This window comes from Lactobacillus sp. RTP31084st1_F9_RTP31084_210423 (assembly GCF_040919545.1).
Taxonomy (GTDB): Bacteria; Bacillota; Bacilli; order Lactobacillales; family Lactobacillaceae; genus Lactobacillus; species Lactobacillus paragasseri.
This window is the reverse complement of the sequence record NZ_JBCOVH010000003.1, coordinates 115,802-134,666: the sequence shown is the minus strand read 5'-3', so window position 1 is coordinate 134,666 and position 18,865 is coordinate 115,802. Positions and strand designations below refer to the sequence as shown.

Here is an 18,865-nt window from a genome sequence, read left to right as displayed (position 1 = left end):
TAAAATTATGGTTTCCAAGAACAATTATAGTGAAAAAATGCGGAAAATTAGACCGCAAAAGCAACGCTTCTCTATACGTAAGTTTACTGTAGGGGCTGCCTCTGTATTGATTGGGTTAACCTTTATGGGAGTTAATGGTCGAACAGTTAAAGCTGATACTACAGTTGCTCAAGAAGAGAGTGTAAATGTAACAAGTAATCTAGCTGATAGCTTAAAAGAAAATGTTGAAAATACAGTAAGTACTGAAGAGCAAAGTGAAGCTCTGAATGCAGAACAAGCAAAAGTGGCTTCAATAGAAACAAACAATGAAGTTGAAAATACAACAATTGATAATAATCTGACTGCTCAAAATACAAATGGGGGAGGTACAGAAGCAACTGAACACTTAAGTAATAGTCAAGCAGTTGAGCCTAATTTAACTCCCTCATATGAACAAAATAATGAGTCCAAAAACGATAGTATTCCTTCTGTTGAAGAAGGAACTACTAATGTAGAAAATCTTCAAACAGCTAACGAAGAACATAAGGCAGTTAGCGTAGAAACGAATAATTCAAGTGAAAGCACAGAAATAGTTGCAACAGAAGAAGTACCTAAAACTGAGATTACAGATAAGGTAGCAGAAACTGCTCCTGTTGAAGCTGAAACGAAGATTGAAAATGCAGTTTCTCCAATTGAAGAAACTGTAGTAGAAGAAAACAATCAAACTACCGGTCAAACAGATGTTAAAGAAGTTCAAAGTAAGGCTTCTGTGACTATTCCTGCAACTGATACAGATAAATATCCCAAAGAAGCTGGTGCTTTAATTGGCAATGACAAGTATATATATCAGATTTTGAATTTAAATAATACTGGAACTTGGAATAGTAGTAATAAGAAACTTATTCTATCTGTAAACCGTAATGATTTAACTGATGAAAATCTCTATGCTTACGTGACTGATGCTGATTATAAAAATCTGATAGCTGAGCATATCATTAAAGCTGGATATTTCAAAAAAATTGAAGTTAGCGATAGAGACTTTTTAATTGTAAACAGTGGTAAATCTAATATCACAGTTGGTGGTAGTTCAATGCCTGTTGGTAATGCTACGACAGTTGTGGGTAGCACAAAAATTGTCTATGGCCTAGGAAATATTACTAACTTGGATGCAAGTTCAGTTGGTGAAATTATTCCAGTTCATACTGAAGAATCTGTAATTAAGTACTACTACCACAATAAAGATGGTAATTTAGTTGAAATTCCAGGTACTGATAAATATCCTAATGTTAGTGTTTCTGGTTGGACAGGACAAGAATTTGTTATCGATAATGTTGATCAATACAAACAACTAATTGATGGCTTTTATTTAGATGGCTCAAATATTCCTAGTGGATCATTTACTGGAACTATTTCTCAATTTGGTGATGGTAGTTACTACAAGAAGGTTTACTACAGTTCTGGCAATAGAACAGAAGGTACTGTTAACCAATTAACAGTTGACTTTACTGTGGTTTACCGTCAAATTGATGCTACAGGTAAGATGGAAGTTCTTATGTATGACGGCAGTAACATGGATCGTGTGATTGAAAGTCATACTGTAGAAGCTGGTAAATCAGTTAAATTTACTCATAAAAACTTTACTGCAAGAAATCCATTCGTAACTGACTCAGCTCATGAAGTACAGTTTATTTACAAGGACTTGGGGTCAATTATTCCAGTTGATGAAAATGGTAATCAAATTGGAGATGCTGTGAAGTTTAATAATAATTTAACTGATCCAACAGAGGCTGGTAGAACCGATACGCCAATTATTGCAGGATACATTGCTGATATTGAATATGTAATTCCTGAAAATCCAGGTGAAGATATCAAAGTAATTTACCGTTTACGTGAAGATGCAAAAGCTACAATTACAATTATTGATATGGACAATGATCGTAATAGTCTTGCTCAATTAAACGCTACTGGAAAAGTACATGCTCAAATTAACTTTGTGGATTTAGACGCTACTCTCTCTAGTTTGCTTGATAGTGGCTATGTAGTTATTAGTAATAACTATAGGCCTGGAACACAGTTTGGTGTACATGATTTAAGCTTTGAAATTCAATTAAAGCATGTGCTTGAAGCAGTTAATGAATCGCAAACAGTTCAAAAAGATATTCACTATGTAGATACAGTGGGTAATGAGCTACGTCCTTCAACTACTCAGACAGCAACTTTCACTGCTACTGGTTATCGCGATAAAGTAACTGGAAATATTGTCCTAGTTGCTGGTACCCAACAAGTAGGTAATGACTTAATTGCTACTGAGATTACTAATAAAAATGCTAGTCTAAAATGGACTGCTGATAAGACAACTTTTGAATCTCTTAAATCTCCAGATATCATTGGTTACACTACTAATCAAAAGTGGAGTACAGCAGATAAAGTAGAGCAGAATGAAAAGTTAAAGATAGAAAATATCATTTACGATAAAAAAGCTCAGGTAGGAACAATTGTTTTCTGGGATGAAACATCTCAAAAACAACTTGGTACTACTATCAATATTGCTGGAAATTATGGTGAAGTAATTAATTACCAGGTTATTGATAACGTCTTAGGCAGCATTAAGAATTACGAAAATAATGGCTACATTTTAGTGAATAATCCTTTAGGGTATACTACGGTCTTTGGAGATGCAGACTATAACCCAGGCTGCAATGACTATGTAATTACGCTGAAACATAAAATAGCTGAAAACTCACAAACTAAAGAAGTAAATCGTGTCATTACATATGTCTATGCTGATGGTCCTAATAAAGGGCAAGTAGCTGCTAGTTCTGTTACTCAAAAGGTTAGCTTTATTGGAAAAGGTCAATATGACTTTGTAGATAAAGTTTGGATTAGCGATATTGTTTGGACTGCAGAAGACGGCAATGCTAACTATACTTTTGCTCAAGTAAATTCACCAAAGATTTCAGGATACGGTGCAAATAGGTTGCAAGTAGAATCAGTTTTAGTAAGTGGTAACTCGGATAACATCACTGAGGAAGTTCTTTACTATGCAAATCAGCAAACTGCTCAGATTCAATATATTGATGATGTAACTGGAAAAGTTATCGGTAGTGATACTGTTAATGGTAAGGTTGATCACATCATTAGTTGGAATTTAAATCCTGAAGCTACGCTTAAAATGTTTGAAAATAATGGCTACAAACTTGTAAGTAGTGATTACGAATTCGGTAAAGATTACTACTATTCTGCAGAAGAAGCCAAGAACAGTTTTAAGGTTCATTTAACTAGAGATTTGATCATTATTGATCCTAAAGATCCTGACAGTCCAGTCTATGGATCAGAAGATTACAATAAAGAAGTAACTCAAGAGATCCAATATGTTTATGCAAATGGAAATGCAGCAGCTGAAAGTAACAAGCAAACTGTTAAGTTTACTGCTTATGGAGTTGTAGATAAGACAACTGGAAAATACGTAGTTCTTGATGAAAACGGTAAAGTTATTCTTGGCGATGATGGGAAACCAATTGAAGGCAAACTTGTATGGAATGCAAATGTTTCAGATCCTAAGTTTACTGAAGTGAGCTCCCCGACTATAACTGGTTATACACCAGACAAAGCTAATGTTGCTGGAACTAAAGTGACCCATGATATGCCAAGCAATGTAATTGTGGTTACTTACACTGCAAATGATGCCGATGCAAAGGTTATTTTTGTAGATAAGACTACTGGTAAAGAACTAGAAGCTGTAATGCTAAATGGAAAATACGGCGATGTCATCAATTACAGTACAGCTGATAAGATTAAATACTACGAAAACTTGGGCTACGAATTAGTTTCAGATGGCTATAATGGCGGTGAATTTGGTGAGACAACTAAGACTTTCTATGTGACATTTAAACATGGTGTAGTTCACGTTCATCCAGAAAATCCTGGAAAACCTGGTGAAAACATTAATCCAGGCGGGGATGTTAAATATCCAACTGATTCCGGTGCTTTAAATAAGGATGTGACACATACTGTTCATTATGTTTATGCTGATGGCACAACAGCAAATCCAAGCCATACTCAGACAATTACATTTACAGGATCTGGCCACATTAATAAAGTAACTGGTGAATATGTAGAAGTTGATGAAGATGGCAACATTAAGCTAGATGCAGCCGGTAAGCCAGTTCCTGGTAAGTTAAACTGGGTGGCTACGCTTGGAAACAGTTTCTTAGCTGTTACATCTCCAGAAATTACAGGTCATACACCTAGCCACGTGCAAATCGATGGTGTTGAAAATGTGGCACATGATAGTGAAAACTATGTTCATACTGTAACTTACACAGCTAATGCTGCTAAGGCTGAGATTGTCTACGTTGACGAAACCACTGGTAAGGAGCTAGAAATAGCTACAGTAGACGGCAAGTACAATGAAACAATCAACTATAGTACAACTGATAAGATCAAGTACTATGAAGGTTTAGGCTACGAGTTAGTTAAAGATGGTTATATTGGTGGTGAATTCGGTGAAACAACTAAGAAATTCTATGTAACATTTAAACATGGAACTGTAGTTGTAAATCCAGAAAATCCTGGAAAGCCTGATGAACCAATTAATCCAAACGATCCAGAAGGTTCAAAATATCCGACTGATTCAGCTAACTTGAATAAAGATGTAACACATACTATTCACTATGTTTACGCAAACGGAACTGTAGCTAGACCAAGTCACACTCAAACATTAACGTTCACTGGTTCTGGTGTGATTGATAAGGTAACTGGCCAATACGTGGAAGTAGATGAAAACGGTAATGTTAAGTTAGACGAAAATGGTAAACCAATTCCAGGTAAGTTAACTTGGACAGCAAAGGATGGCACAACTTTCATTGAAGTGATCTCTCCAACAATTAGTGGCTACACTCCAGATCAGCCAGTTGTGAATGCAGTTGAAGGAATTAACCAAGACAGCAAGAATATTGAAACTAAAGTTGTTTACACGGCTAATGCAGCAAAAGCTGAAATTATCTATGTTGACGAAACTATTGGCAAAGAGCTAGAAGTAGATACAGTAGATGGCAAGTACAATGAAACAATCAACTATAGTACAGCAGACAAGATCAAGTACTATGAAAGTTTAGGCTATGAATTAGTTAAAGATGGCTACACTGGTGGTGAATTTGGCGAAGCAACTAAGACCTTCTATGTAACATTCAAGCATGGTACAGTGGTAGTAAACCCAGACAATCCAGGAAAACCAGATGAGCCAATCAATCCTGATAACCCAGACGGACCAAAATATCCAACTGACTCTGCAAACTTGAATAAAGATGTAACACATACTATTTACTACGTTTACGCAGACGGTACTGTAGCTAAACCAAGTCATACTCAGACTTTAACGTTCACTGGTTCTGGTGTGATTGATAAGGTAACTGGCCAATACGTGGAAGTAGATGAAAACGGTAATGTTAAGTTAGACGAAAATGGTAAACCAATTCCAGGTAAGTTAACTTGGACAGCTAAGGATGGCACAACTTTCATTGAAGTGATCTCTCCAACAATTAGTGGCTACACTCCAGATCAGCCAGTTGTGAATGCAGTTGAAGGCATTAACCAAGATAGTAATAATCTTGAAACCAAAGTTGTCTACACAGCTAATGCAGCGAAAGCTGAAATTATCTACGTTGATGAAACTACAGGTAAAGCACTTGAAACAGCAACGGTTGATGGCAAATACAATGAGTCAATCAATTACAGTACAGCTGACAAGATCAAATACTACGAAAGTTTAGGCTACGAACTAGTTAAAGACGGTTACACTGGTGGTAAATTTGGCGAAACAACTAAGACCTTCTATGTGATATTCAAGCACGGTACAATTACTGTTACTCCTGATGATAAGTTCACAGAGGATGATCCAATTAATCCAGACAACCCTGAAGGTCCGAAATATCCATTTGATTCAATTGCTTTAGATAAGACCATTACTCGTACAATTAAGTACGTTTACGCTGACGGAACTAAGGCAAAGGATGATGTGGTTCAAACTTTAAGATTCCGTGGTACAGCGGTAATTGATAAAGTGACTGGTGAAATCATTATTTTAGATGAAAATGGTAGAAAAGTTTCTGATGGAATTAAGTGGACTGCACTTGCTGGCACAACATTTGTACAGGTTATTTCTCCAGAAATTGCTGGCTACACGGCCGATAAAAAAGAAATTGGCAGTGTTGAAAATGTAGATAGTGATACTGAGGATATTACTGAAACCGTAGTTTACAGTAAGAATTCTGAAAAACCAGTTGAACCAGGCAAGCCGGAAGAACCTGAAAAGCCAGTTGAACCGGGTAAGCCGGAAGAACCAGAGCAACCAGTTGAACCAGGCAAGCCAGAAGAGCCAGAACAACCAGTTGAACCAGGCAAGCCAGAAGTTTCAGAAAAACAACCAACTGAAACAACAGAACCAGACAAATCTGACGCTGATACTCTTCCAGATAATATTTCTATTGATAATACAGCTAAGAATGTCTCAACTGTAGAACATAACGAACCTGGAAAGGTAGAAGCAGCAACGACTAATGAGGCTTCATTACCTCAAACAGGACATAAACATGCTAATGTAGGAATTATTGGACTAGGCTTAGCAACAATTGCGTCAATTTTAGGCTTAGCTGGCACTAGAAAACGTAAGAAGAATTAGACTAAGCTAGTTGCATAAAAATAGTTTTGTGAAAAACGCTACCTCCGGGTGGCGTTTTTTAGTATAGTGGAGTGTGGATAATAAAAGTGGAAAGTGAGATTAAAAATGATTAAGCTTATCGCAACTGATATGGATGGTACTTGGTTAAAAGAAAATAAGACTTATGATAAGGAACTCTTTGAAAAAGAATTTCAAATTATGCAACATCGCGATATTAAATTTGTAGTTGCGAGTGGTAATCAGTATGAGAATATTTTTTCACGTTTTCCAGACTATAATCGTAAGATATACTTTATTGCGGAAAATGGTGCTTTAGTTGCTCATGGACAAGAGATTCTTAAAATTGCAGATCTATCTGATGACGATTATGGTTTAATGTTGAAAATTGTTTCAAATTTGCCATATCAAGCAGTTGTCGCTGGAATAACTAGTGCTTACGTAAGAAAAAGTGATGGTGAAAAATTTGCTCAAGAGATGACTAAATTTTTTAATAAAATTCAAGTTGTTGATAACTTTAAAGAAATTGATGATCGTATTTTTAAAGTTAGTTTAAACGTCCCAGCTGAAATCATGCCAGTTATTCTAGCTGAGTTGCGTTCACTTTATTCGCAAATTGATTTTGTAGCAGGTGCAAGCACTTCAATTGATATGCAGACTAAGGGGATGAATAAGGCTGTTGGGCTTGAATATCTTGGTAAGAAATTAGGGATAAAATCTAGTGAGATGATTGCTTTTGGCGATAGCGGAAACGATGAAGCAATGCTTAAGTACGTAGGAACTAGTTTTGCGACAGCAACAGCCTTGCCTGAAGCTAAAAAGGCAGCAAATCAAATTATTGGATCAAGTGAAGATTCAAGTGTTCAGAAGAAAATTCTTGAATTACTCTCATAATTAAATGATAAATTGAGATAGGTGAACGAGTTGAACGAACAAATTATTCGAGTTACCAGGGCTTTGAACCACCCCATTCGAATACAAATTCTGTATTATTTGAATGATCACCAAAAAAGCAGTGTAAATAACTTAGTTAAGCAATTTGATGTAAGTCAGCCGGCTATTTCTAGACATTTAAGAATACTAGAGGAAGCTAAACTTGTTAAAAGTGAGCAGGTTAAGCAGGAGCGGTACTATAGTTTAGAAGATAAACATGTAATTAAGATTTTGGATGTTTTAAGACAGCACGTTAAGGAAGAGTTTTAATAATCTCTTTTGACAAAGATATAAAAATATGTTTATATAAAGATGTAATTTTAGAGAAAAGCATTAAATTAAAAATTCAGCAAAATTTTTATTATTTACACTTATTGATAGCATCAAGTCTGAGACGTCTTGGTGCTATTTGTCTATCTAAAAATTATTGACATAATAAAAAAAGTAGCTTAGTCTAACTTTAAGTTAGAATTTATGCTGAATTTTCTAACTTAATGCTTTTTTGTTTTGCACAGGAGGATAAAATATATGCAAAATATTAAATCTAAAATTACAAAATTTATTTCTATTATTGGGCTAGTGGGACTTTTAGCGCTTGTGACTACAGCATGTGCCAATAAAAAAGAAGCGGCTAGCCAATCAGATAAGATCTCGATCGTTACAACAACTAATGTCTATTCAGATATTGCTAAAAATATTGTTGGAAAATATGGTACAGCTACAGCAATTATTGATAAAAGTAGTGTTGACCCACATGATTTTGATCCAACAACTGCTGATGCTAAGAAGTTAACTAAGGCAAATATTATTGTTGCTAACGGCTTAGGGTATGACTCATGGATGAATAAGTTAGCTAAATCTGTTAATAAAAAGCCAGTTTTAGTTGGTGAAGACTTAATGGGATTAAAGAACGGCGATAATCCTCACATTTGGTACAATTTAAATATGCCAACTAAGTATGTGGATTATTTAGTTAAACGCTTATCTAAGCTAGATAAGAAGCATGCAGCTTACTTTAAGGCTAATGGTAAAAAGTATTTAGCTAAGGTTGATAAAATTAAGAAGCTAGTTAAGACTGATAAGAGCAATAAAAAGCCAGTCTTTGTTAGTGAGCCCGTTTTTGATTATGCTTTAAAGGAAGCGGGTTATAAGATAGGCGACAAGGAATTTGAAGAAGCCATTGAGAATGGTACAGATCCAAGTCCTAAGATGATTAACAAGATGAATACTGATATTAAAGAAAAGAAAATAGCCTTTTTTGTTAATAATACGCAGGCAAGCAGCTCAACGGTTAAATCTTTTGTTAAGCTAGCCAAAAAGAATGGTGTTCCAGTTCTAAACGTTCGTGAAACTATCCCAAATCACACTACTTACTTAACTTGGATGAAGGAAAATTATCAAAATCTAGCTAATATCGAAAATAAATAGGATCAGTTTATGAAATAAAGAGAGGAAGGGTGAGATGACTAATATCTTAACTGTTAAAGACCTGGGAATGAAATTTGAAGATAAGGTAATTTTTAAGGACTTGAATTTTGCCTTAACTAGGGGATCAATGACGGCCTTACTTGGTGCAAATGGTACAGGTAAAACAACCCTAATTAGAATTTTAATGGGAATGCTACAAGCAACAACAGGCTCGTTTAAATTTGCAACTGATACTAAAGTTGGTTATGTGCCTCAGTTTAGAAATTTGGATGCTGATTACCCACTTTCAATTAGGGCTTTTGTAGAACTCAATACTCCTTTGTTTAAAAATGCCCAAGTAAAGACAAGAGTAAATCAAATTTTAAAAGAAACTCATCTGTTAGATATTCAAAATACCAGAATGGGTGAGGCTTCTGGTGGTCAGAAACAACGCGCATATTTAGCTCAAGCCTTACTAGACAAGCCAGATTTTATTATTTTAGATGAGGCAACCGCTAGTTTAGATCCTGTTGCTAAAGAAGAATTGATGTCGTTAATTAAGCATTTGAATGAAAAGCATGCAATGACTGTATTATTCACAACTCATGATATTCCTTTAGCAAAGAAATATATGAAGGACTATCTTTTGTTTAAAGACAAAGGTCTAGTAGCTGGTAAAATTAAAGACTTAACTGAGGAGGTGGGTGAAGAATAATGTTTGCGTATGATTTTATGCGTTATGCATTTCTAGCTAGTACCTTTATTGCCATTACTTGTGGAATAGTCGGTGTATATGTTGTAGCTAGAGGATTTTCATTTTTAGCCCATACTCTTTCAGAAATTGGCTTTGCTGGGGCTGCTTTCGCAGTGTGGATTGGCTGGGTTCCTTTATGGGGAATGGTTCTCTTTACCTTGCTTGGTTCAATTAGCGTTGGTGAATTATCAATGAAAAGCGACCAGAAGGAATCCGCAATAAGTGCAATTTCAGCCTTATTCATTGGCCTAGGTGTGCTATTTTTGGCTATTGCTGGTGGTAATAGTCGCTATGCTACTAATATCTTGTTTGGCTCAATTATTGGCGTTGATAGAGAGGGAGTTATTCAATTAGTTATCCTGTCTCTCTTTGTTTTAGCAATCATTTTCTTAGTTTTAAGACAGTTGAATTATGATTCGTTTGACCATGTTGGTGCAATTAGCCATCATATTAATACAAGTTTAGTTTCGGTAGTATTTTTAATTGCCTTGGCCTTAGCTGTTTCAATTGGTGCGCAAGTTGTTGGATCATTATTGGTCTTTATCTTATTAACTTTGCCGTCTTCAAGTGCCCGCTATTTAGGCAAAACAATCCCGGCTATGTTATATTGGTCAGTTGGGATTGCCTTAGTTGGTGTTTGGGCAGGATTAGTTTTAGGATATGTAACTAATTTGCCAGTGACTTTCTTTATTTCAATTATTGAAGTTGGAATTTATTTATTCGTTTATGGCGTACATGCAATTAAAAAGTAATCTTTGTGAAACCTACAAAAGCAGAAGCTTTTTTGTAGGTTTTTTTGTTTTTTAAATTTCCTTAAAATGTGGAAAAAGGATAAAATTAAATAGTATTACTTTTTTAAATGAGGAAAATTATGTGGATAAATTTCTTATGGGCATTGATACCAATTCTTTGGTTAATAATCTCGCTTGGAATTATTGGGATGTCTGCTTCAAGAGCATGTACGATTGGATTAATTATTACGATCGCGGACGCTGTTTTAATGTTTAAACAACCCCTAATTAATACTCTTTCTGGAGCTTTGGAAGGTATTATAATGGGAATTTGGCCAATTATGTATGTAATTTTGGCGGCGCTTTTTGTCTACCAGATTACAACTGAATCAGGGAGTATGCAGACGATTGAAACGTTGCTATCGTCTATTACCACTGATAAAAGAATTTTAGTGTTAATAATTGCCTGGGGCTTTGGGGGATTTCTTGAGTCGATTGCTGGCTTTGGTACAGCAGTGGCAATCTGTGCTGGTATTTTGATTTCATTAGGCTTAGAGCCAATTCAAGCATCTGTAATTTGCTTAGTTGCTAATAGTACAGCCACAGCCTTTGGAGCAATCGGCTTGCCAGTTCTGACTTTAGCCGAAGTAACTAATCTTAATGATGTGCAATTGGGCTTTATTGTAACTTTACAGCTGGTCATTTTGGTTATTTTAGTACCGTTTATCTTGGTAATTCTTACTGGTAAAAGTGTTAAAGCACTTAAGGGAATTGTCTTTATTACTTTAATGTCGGGAGTGGGAATGGCAATTCCGCAAGTCATCATTGCTAAGTTTACTGGTGCAGAACTTCCGGCTTTAGTGGGATCATTGTTCTCAATTTTAATTACAGTGTGGCTCACAAAGCGAAAAACTGGTGCAGTAGAAGAAGTAGAAAATGAAAGTATTAGCGAGATTATAAAAGCTTGCTCGCCATTCATCTTAGTATTTGTTTTTGTTTTACTTGCTTCGTCCCTTTGTCCACCTGTGAATAACTTCTTAACTAGTGTAACTACCCATTTACATGTTTATTTAGGAAAGAATCCAAATGATCTTCCAATTAACTGGCTTTCTTCTCCAGGAACATTGATTTTATTAGCTGGCTTAATTGGTGGAAAAATCCAGGGTTTAAGCTTTAATAAAATGTTCAAAATTCTTGTCAATGTTTTAAAGACAATTGGCATGACGACTATTACAGTGTGTGCAATTGTGGGTCTAGCTAAGGTAATGGTTTATGCGGGGATGACAAATGCCTTGGCTTTAGCATTAGTAAGTTTGCTTGGACCAGCTTATCCATTATTTGCACCGTTAATTGGAGCACTTGGTACATTTTTAACAGGGTCTGCTACTTCAGCTAATGTCTTGTTTGGTAATTTACAATATTCGGCTGCTCAATCTTTGGGTGTAAGTAAGTACTGGATTGTAGCGTCGAATATGACAGGAGCTACGGCAGGGATGCTATCACCGCAGAATATTGCAGTAGCTACTGGTGCGATTAATAAAGAAGGCTTAGAGGGAAAAATTTTGAAAGAAACCGTTAAGTGGGGAAGCTTATACTTGTTGATTACTTGTGTATTTCTTTATTTAGTTGGTTTCTTGACTAAGTTGGTGTAATGAAAAAGTTCTTAACTTCATTGGGGTTAAGAACTTTTTTGTTTATCGGAATATAATAGTATTTTTTCAGAAAAAACATCTTCACTTTGCGTAATAAACATATGGGATGACTCCTCGAATATCTTTTAGAGAGGATTTACTCATATGGTAAAAAAGATTGAACCCCGGTTTGGGTTCACGGAAGATAAGGTCTTTGGGATGGTGATGGAAAATAAGGAATTCTGCAAGTATTTGCTTGAAATTATTATTCCAGATCTAAAGATCAAGAAGATTGATTGGTTAGATAAGCAAGTTGAGATTAATAATTCTGAGCGCAAGAATAAGGCTAAAGAAGTTCGACTTGATGTATTAGTCACAGACCATGAAGGACGCGTGTTTAATATAGAAATGCAAACAACGGATCAGGATGATATTGGTAGACGCCTGCGCTACTATCTTTCAAGACTTGATCTACGCTATACTTTAAATAAAGGAAAGACCTATCGAAATTTGAAAGACGCCTTCATTATTTTTCTTTGTAATTTTAAACCCAAGAAAGATGATAAATTTTACGAGTCGTACCATACTTATTCTGATCAAGATAGATCAAAGCAATTGCAAGATGGCGTGACAAAGATTATCATTAATTCACAAGTTTCAGCTGAAGGTCAAAGCGAAGAATTAAAAGCTCTAGCTAAACTGATGAATAATGAGCCAGTTAAATTAAATAAACATTTCGATTACGCGCAAAGAAGAATTAAAGAAATTAACGAAGATCCGGAAACGAGGGAGAAGATTATGCTTTACGAGACAAGAATGTTAGAACGTGAACAGGCTGCTGCTAAAATAGCAGGGAAAGTAGTATATGCAGAAGGTAGAAAAGACGGTGTAGAACAAGGAAAAGTAGATTCTGCCAAAGTTATTCTTGAGAATCAAATGGATAATGGTAGCACCTTAGAACAAGCTACAGAATTTGTTAGAAATTTGAAATTGATTCCTAATGAAGAGTTAGAAAAAATTGTCGCCATGTATAAATAAAATAGCTAATGAAAAAGCTGGTAGAAATTAAATCTACCAGCTTATTTAGATGTGAATCCTACTTTTCAGCGTTTAATTCATTAACGATTTTTTCAAATTCATTAAGACGTTTTTCCAAAGTATCAAAAGCATCCCTCAAGTAATCAGCCCTAGTCATATCAACGCCAGCTCGTTTCATAATTTCTGTTGGATAATCTGAAGATCCTGATTTTAAGAAATTAATATAAGCATCACGTTCTTGCTCAGTACCGTGAACAACTTTATTAGCAAGTGCAGTTGCAGCCGCAAAACCTGTTGCGTATTGGTAAACATAGAAGTTGTAGTAGAAGTGAGGAATACGTGACCATTCCATAGCAATTTCTCCACCAGGTTCTACGCTATCTCCATAGTATCTTTGGTTTAAGTTGCCATAAAATTCATCGAGTACGTCAGCTGTTAGCGGCTGACCATTAGCATCAGTTTCATGAATAAATTGTTCAAATTCCGCAAATTGAGTTTGACGGAAGAGTGTGCCTTTAAACGAATCCAGATAATGGTTTAAGACAAATGCACGGGTCTTTGGATCAGTAATTTTATCTAAGAAATACTCGGTTAAAATATTCTCATTAGTAGTTGAAGCAATTTCAGCAACGAAAATTGGATAATCACCATAGACATAAGGTTGAGTGTTTCTTGTGTACCAAGAGTGGACAGAGTGACCAGTTTCATGGACTAGAGTGTAGAGTGAATCAAGGTTATCTTCCCAGTTAAGTAGTTCATATGGATCAGTATCGTAAGCACCACCTGAATATGCACCAGTAACCTTGTTTTGATTTTCAACCACATCAATTACGCGGTTATTAAAAATATAATCAACGTGTTTTAAATAGTCTTCTCCTAATGGTGCTAGAGCCTTTCTTGCTTCTTCTTTTGCTTCCTCAAAGTTATAAGAAAGAACTGGCTTCCCGGTTAATGGGACGTACATATCGTACATTTGAAGGTCTTTTAAGCCTAGAATTTTCTTTCTTAATGCAACGTAGCGGTGAAGTAAGTCAAGGTGGCTATTTACTTCCTTGATCAATGTATCGTAAACAGCTGTTGGTACACTATTTTCACTTAAAGCAGCTTCTCTAGCCGAATTGTATTTATGTACGCGAGCATTAAAATTGTGAGCTTTTACTTCGCCTGATAAAGTTGAAGCAAGACTGTTTTCAAACTGTCCGTAGCTTGCATACATCACGTCAAAGGCGTTTTTACGGACGTTGCGGTCTTGAGATTGGATTAAAAGTGAATATAGCCCGTCAGATAATTGAACCATTTCACCGTCTTCATCTTGGACGTAGCCATATTCCATATCAGAATTAGTTAAGACGTTGAAGGTATTAGCAGATGTACCCATTGCATCTCCAGCGTCAGCAATGATTTTTTCTTCATTTGCTGGCAAGGTATGAGGACGTTTTTGCGTAATCTGTTCAAGGCGGTGTCGATAATTTTCTAAACGTGGTTCATCTTGCATAAACTTAGCAAGGGTTTCTTCTGGAATAGATAATATTTCAGGATCGACAAAAGCAATTGCAGCACTCATTTGATTAGCTAAGCTTTGTGCTTTAGCAACAAAACCGAGGTAATGATTATTGCTTGTGTCTACATCGCTTGACATTGTAGCGTAAACATATACTTTTTCTAAGCGTCGATTTACAGCTAAAATTGCTGTAATTCCTTCGTAAAGATCTTTACCAGATTTGGCAAGTGTTCCCTTAAATTTACTTAAGTTCTTGATTTCTTGTGCAACCTGCTTATATTCTTGTTCCCATTCTTGATCGTTCTTAAAAACACGACTTAAGTCCCACTTAAGATCATCGGATACTTCATTTCTTGTTGGAAGAGCCATATTTTTTCCTTCTTTCTGTGATACAAATTTTATTAATCACCATTATAGAACATTATTTCGCTTGCTAAAAAATAAAAATTTTTTAATAATGAAACTAATGTGCTTAGCCAGTGATTTTTGTAATATGAAAAGGTAAGCTAATAGCCAGAGGAGTCAAAAATTAATGAGACCAGATGAACCTAATAAGCCAAATAAAAAACTAGAAAGAAATAATGTTTTTGCGGCGAATAAAAAAGATATTAAGAATGGAAATAACTTTGCTCGCCTGGTAGGTCTCTTAACAATTCTACTTGTTTGCGGAAGCGTAGCCTATTTTGCTCATGCTTATTTCTCAGCTATGAGTTCGGTGCAGCAGGCTTATCGCGGGACTGGAAAAACTTCGCAGTTAATTTCTCAGAAGAAGCCAATCTCTATTTTAATTCTTGGTGTTGACCAAGGAATTGAAGGTAGGCACGATCGCGGAAATTCAGATACGATGATTTTAGCAACTATGAATCCGCAGAAAAAAGAAGCAACGATGACATCAATTCCTAGGGACTTGCTAGCTGATATTAAGGGAGATGGCAAGGGTGAAGGAAGATACTACATGTTCCGGGTCAATTCAGCTTATCAAATTGGTGGCAGTAAAGGAGCTACACGAACGGTTAGAGCACTAGTAAATACCCCAGTTAACTATTATATGGAAGTTAATATGGAAGCCTTAGAGAGCATGGTAGAGGCCTTAGGAGGGGTAGATGTTAATGTTCCATTTACCTTTACTTATCACACGCATTTCAAAAAGGGTAAGCAGCACTTGAATGGTAAAGAAGCTCTAGACTACGTTCGAATGCGTAAAGAAGATCCTAAGGGCGATTACGGCCGACAAATGCGACAAAGACAGGTCATTAATGACATTGTACGTAAAGGAATGTCAGTTAACTCAATCACAAATTATCGTAAGATTCTCAAAGTCTTTGCCAAGTATGTTAAAACTAACCTAGCTTTTGATGATATGCTTTCAATTGCAATGAACTATCGTAGTTGTACGCAGGATATTAAGAGTGGCTATATTCATGGACATAATGTTTGGATTGGCTCTGCTGCAATGCAAGTAGCTTCTACTAAAGAATTACAACGCGTCTCAGATTTGGTCCGTTCTAGCTTAGGTTTAAAGAAAGAAAGATTACGTAATCAAGAAACAAGACAAAATAGCTTACAGCAAGGTCTAGATTGGAATGATCCAGAAGACTTTAGAAATTATGTTATTTATGATAAAGATTCTGATACGATTCCATGGGATGGAAATTAAGAAAAAAGCAGTTAGCGTTTCGCTAACTGCTTTTTTTAAGATATCTGTTGATGATTCTATCTTAGTGATTTTGTCTGATAACTGCAACTCTTGTTGGCAAAGTTTTAATTACCTAATTGAGAATTAGAATTTTCATGATTAATTCTTTTTTCTTCAAACTTAATTTCTACTAATTTATTTTCTCTAAATTCTTTGATTTGTTCTTCTTTAAATTTTTTACTGAGAAGAGTTGGTTTAATTGTATTTTCAACTAGGCTTTTAGAAACATTAAAATTAGTATCTTGGTCAGCTGCTTTGGAAGTAACTGAATTTGTAAGAAAACCGCAACCTAGTAGGGCAATAAGTACTACTGAAATTCCCTTCTTATGTGTCAAAGTGTTTACTCCTTTAAGTTTAAATTTAATAATAATTGAATGGTAATCGTGTTACACTAATGATATTTAAAAAGTCATTTTTAATTTACTTAACAAACTGTATTATATAAGAGGATTATTGCAGTAAAATAAAACACAATTTACATTTTTTTACAAAAAAGTTATTTGCGTAAATTGAATGTAATATTTGAAAAACTAGTGTAATAAAAAGGATGATAAAAAATGAAGCAAAATAAGTATTTTCCAGTCATTTACGGGATAATTTCTGCACTGATTGCATTTATTGCAGTGTTTTTTATTGCGCAACGGACATTTCATTTTTCTCTGCCGATGGCTATTTTAAGTGCAGGTATTTTTGCGGCATTCTTTTATGTTCTTTCATATTTTAGAGGACATGCATCTTATGAAATTAAAGCCATTGTAGCCAAGTATCATTTAACAGATGAAGAACTAGCAAAAATAACAGGGATGAAAGCCAGTGATTTTCCAATTTATCATAATAAACTCCAACTAATTATTCCTAAAAGACAATGGCCAAGAGTGTTGAATGCTTTGCAAGAATATGATGCTAAGCAACAAAATAAATTAAAAGATCAAGAAAATAATCTAGACTAGAGGAAATAATGAGCTTATTAACGGTTAAAAATCTAAGCCAAACTTTTATTGATAAAACTTTATACGAAGACGCAAATTTTGTTTTAAATAAAGAAGACCATATGGGGGTAACTGGGCAAAATGGAGTTGGTAAATCGACTTTAATTAAGATTCTAACTGGTGAAATTACCCAAGATGAGGGCGAGGTTAAGTGGCAAAATAAACTCCATGTCGGTTATTTAGACCAGTATGCCAAACTTAAAGCAGGTATAGGAATTAAAGAGTTTTTACAAACAGCATTTAGCGATCTTTTTCAAAAAGAAAAAGAATTGAATGACCTTTATGTGAAATATGGTGAAAATGGGGATGACTCTCTCTTAGAAAAAGCCGGTAAAATTCAAACTCTCCTTGAAGAAAAGGAATTTTACGATATTGATACTAAGATTGACCGAGTAGCAACAGGACTGGGCTTAGCTGATTTAGGTTATGAGCGAGATGTAGCTAAGCTTTCTGGTGGACAGCGGTCTAAATTGATTTTGGCTAAACTTCTTTTACAAAATCCTGATGTTTTAGTTTTAGATGAACCGACGAACTATTTAGATGTTAACCACATTGATTGGTTAGCTGATTATTTAAATGATTTTGAAGGAGCTTTTATTGTAGTATCACATGATTATGATTTCTTAGGGAGAATTACCAACTGCATTATTGATATTGATTTTGGCACCATTACTCGCTATAGCGGGGATTTAAAACATGCCTTACGCCAAAAAGAAGCTGACCGAGAGAGTTATTTAAAAGCTTATGCCAATCAGCAACGAAAAATCAAAAAGACTGAAGCATATATTAGAAAGAATAAAGCTGGTTCAAGATCTAAGAGTGCTAAGTCGCGGGAAAAGCAACTAGCAAAGATGGATATTTTAACGCCACCACAAAATAATAAAAAAGCGCATGTCGTTTTCCCCTATGTTGATACAGCTTCAAACTTGCTGCTGCAAACTCAGGATTTGGTAATTGGGTATGATCAGGCGTTAGTTAAGTCAGCATTTAATTTCTCTGTTGGAAATGGTGAAAAGGTAGCAGTAACCGGTTTTAATGGAATTGGGAAAACTACTTTATTGAAGACATTGCTAGGAAAATTGAAACCAATTTATGGTAATTTTGAATTATCTTCAACTGCTGAGCTGGCATATTTTCAGCAAGATCTCGTTTGGCCCAATAAAAATATGACGCCCTTGCAATATTTACAAGAAGAATTTCCACGATTGCGTCCTAGAGAATTACGTCAAGCTTTAGCTAGAATGGGTTTGACGGCTCAGCAAGCAATGAGTCCCTTAAGGGAGTTATCTGGTGGAGAACAAGAAAAGGTTAAACTAGCAAAGATGCAGTTTGAACCATCTAATTTATTGTTTTTAGATGAACCTACTAACCACTTGGATATTGCTACTAAAGATTCTTTGCGAAAGGCGATTGTTGAGTTTAAAGGTGGAGTAATTATTGTAAGTCACGAAAGAGACTTCTTTAGAGGAAACTGGGTTGACAAGACAATCGATATTGAAAAAATGAATAATGAATAGATAAGTATTTTAG

Annotated in this window: 13 protein-coding genes; 11 read left to right on the top strand and 2 right to left on the bottom strand. The window is 35.4% G+C overall.

Translation table 11 applies throughout. The annotated features are described in order from the left end of the window. Nucleotides 1-7 precede the first annotated feature (7 nt). From AB5359_RS07965 to AB5359_RS07930, 8 genes are all read left to right on the top strand, one after another. Nucleotides 8-6,658 (top strand): YSIRK-type signal peptide-containing protein, encoded by a 6,651-nt coding sequence (locus tag AB5359_RS07965; protein ID WP_368280104.1) that lies wholly within the window; start codon nucleotides 8-10, stop codon nucleotides 6,656-6,658. A gap of 105 nt (nucleotides 6,659-6,763) precedes the next feature. After that, complete coding sequence (locus AB5359_RS07960; RefSeq protein WP_048685582.1) at nucleotides 6,764-7,549, top strand: Cof-type HAD-IIB family hydrolase; 786 nt, start codon at nucleotides 6,764-6,766, stop codon at nucleotides 7,547-7,549. A 30-nt stretch (nucleotides 7,550-7,579) separates the two neighbouring features. Next, a complete protein-coding gene (locus tag AB5359_RS07955; protein ID WP_048685579.1) occupies nucleotides 7,580-7,858 on the top strand; it encodes a helix-turn-helix transcriptional regulator in 279 nt (92 codons plus the stop codon). 258 nt (nucleotides 7,859-8,116) lie between these two features. Then, nucleotides 8,117-9,016, top strand: a complete 900-nt coding sequence (locus AB5359_RS07950; RefSeq protein ID WP_039157672.1) for a metal ABC transporter solute-binding protein, Zn/Mn family — start codon at nucleotides 8,117-8,119, stop codon at nucleotides 9,014-9,016. A gap of 34 nt (nucleotides 9,017-9,050) precedes the next feature. Then, nucleotides 9,051-9,710 (top strand): metal ABC transporter ATP-binding protein, encoded by a 660-nt coding sequence (locus tag AB5359_RS07945; protein WP_003649964.1) that lies wholly within the window; start codon nucleotides 9,051-9,053, stop codon nucleotides 9,708-9,710. Beyond that, nucleotides 9,710-10,501, top strand: a complete 792-nt coding sequence (locus tag AB5359_RS07940; protein ID WP_003649965.1) for a metal ABC transporter permease — start codon at nucleotides 9,710-9,712, stop codon at nucleotides 10,499-10,501. Before AB5359_RS07945 ends, AB5359_RS07940 begins: the two co-directional genes overlap by 1 nt. Nucleotides 10,502-10,608: 107 nt before the next feature. Beyond that, the gene (locus tag AB5359_RS07935; RefSeq protein ID WP_077410531.1) at nucleotides 10,609-12,132 is read left to right on the top strand and encodes a lactate permease LctP family transporter; all 1,524 of its coding nucleotides are present in this window, start codon (nucleotides 10,609-10,611) and stop codon (nucleotides 12,130-12,132) included. A 144-nt stretch (nucleotides 12,133-12,276) separates the two neighbouring features. Then, nucleotides 12,277-13,149 carry an Rpn family recombination-promoting nuclease/putative transposase gene (locus AB5359_RS07930; RefSeq protein WP_126327936.1) on the top strand — a complete coding sequence of 291 codons (873 nt, stop codon included), beginning with the start codon at nucleotides 12,277-12,279 and terminating at the stop codon, nucleotides 13,147-13,149. 58 nt (nucleotides 13,150-13,207) lie between these two features. Here the strand turns inward: AB5359_RS07930 and pepF are convergent, their stop codons facing one another. Next, nucleotides 13,208-15,019 carry an oligoendopeptidase F gene (pepF, locus tag AB5359_RS07925; protein ID WP_048686197.1) on the bottom strand — a complete coding sequence of 604 codons (1,812 nt, stop codon included), beginning with the start codon at nucleotides 15,017-15,019 and terminating at the stop codon, nucleotides 13,208-13,210. A gap of 163 nt (nucleotides 15,020-15,182) precedes the next feature. Here pepF and AB5359_RS07920 point away from each other — a divergent pair, with 163 nt between their 5' ends. Next, entirely contained in the window at nucleotides 15,183-16,307 is a 1,125-nt protein-coding gene (locus AB5359_RS07920; RefSeq protein ID WP_048686198.1) for an LCP family protein, read from the top strand. Nucleotides 16,308-16,411: 104 nt separating this feature from the next. On the opposite strand, the gene AB5359_RS07915 is transcribed toward AB5359_RS07920, so the two are convergent. Continuing rightward, entirely contained in the window at nucleotides 16,412-16,681 is a 270-nt protein-coding gene (locus tag AB5359_RS07915; protein WP_020807069.1) for a hypothetical protein, read from the bottom strand. A 222-nt stretch (nucleotides 16,682-16,903) separates the two neighbouring features. Between AB5359_RS07915 and AB5359_RS07910 the strand changes: the two genes are divergently transcribed. After that, complete coding sequence (locus AB5359_RS07910; protein ID WP_003649972.1) at nucleotides 16,904-17,296, top strand: hypothetical protein; 393 nt, start codon at nucleotides 16,904-16,906, stop codon at nucleotides 17,294-17,296. An 8-nt stretch (nucleotides 17,297-17,304) separates the two neighbouring features. Then, nucleotides 17,305-18,852, top strand: a complete 1,548-nt coding sequence (locus AB5359_RS07905; RefSeq protein ID WP_048686201.1) for an ABC-F family ATP-binding cassette domain-containing protein — start codon at nucleotides 17,305-17,307, stop codon at nucleotides 18,850-18,852. The last annotated feature ends 13 nt before the right edge of the window (nucleotides 18,853-18,865 follow it).

What these genes read in the sequence shown, in the direction of transcription:
- AB5359_RS07950 (WP_039157672.1), top strand. Translation starts at nt 8,117, where the DNA reads ATGCAAAATATTAAATCTAAAATTACAAAATTTATTTCTATTATTGGG.
- AB5359_RS07930 (WP_126327936.1), top strand. Translation starts at nt 12,277, where the DNA reads ATGGTAAAAAAGATTGAACCCCGGTTTGGGTTCACGGAAGATAAGGTC.
- AB5359_RS07960 (WP_048685582.1), top strand. Translation starts at nt 6,764, where the DNA reads ATGATTAAGCTTATCGCAACTGATATGGATGGTACTTGGTTAAAAGAA.
- AB5359_RS07910 (WP_003649972.1), top strand. Translation starts at nt 16,904, where the DNA reads ATGAAGCAAAATAAGTATTTTCCAGTCATTTACGGGATAATTTCTGCA.
- pepF (WP_048686197.1), bottom strand. Translation starts at nt 15,019, where the DNA reads ATGGCTCTTCCAACAAGAAATGAAGTATCCGATGATCTTAAGTGGGAC.
- AB5359_RS07965 (WP_368280104.1), top strand. Translation starts at nt 8, where the DNA reads ATGGTTTCCAAGAACAATTATAGTGAAAAAATGCGGAAAATTAGACCG.
- AB5359_RS07905 (WP_048686201.1), top strand. Translation starts at nt 17,305, where the DNA reads ATGAGCTTATTAACGGTTAAAAATCTAAGCCAAACTTTTATTGATAAA.
- AB5359_RS07940 (WP_003649965.1), top strand. Translation starts at nt 9,710, where the DNA reads ATGTTTGCGTATGATTTTATGCGTTATGCATTTCTAGCTAGTACCTTT.
- AB5359_RS07920 (WP_048686198.1), top strand. Translation starts at nt 15,183, where the DNA reads ATGAGACCAGATGAACCTAATAAGCCAAATAAAAAACTAGAAAGAAAT.
- AB5359_RS07935 (WP_077410531.1), top strand. Translation starts at nt 10,609, where the DNA reads ATGAGGAAAATTATGTGGATAAATTTCTTATGGGCATTGATACCAATT.
- AB5359_RS07945 (WP_003649964.1), top strand. Translation starts at nt 9,051, where the DNA reads ATGACTAATATCTTAACTGTTAAAGACCTGGGAATGAAATTTGAAGAT.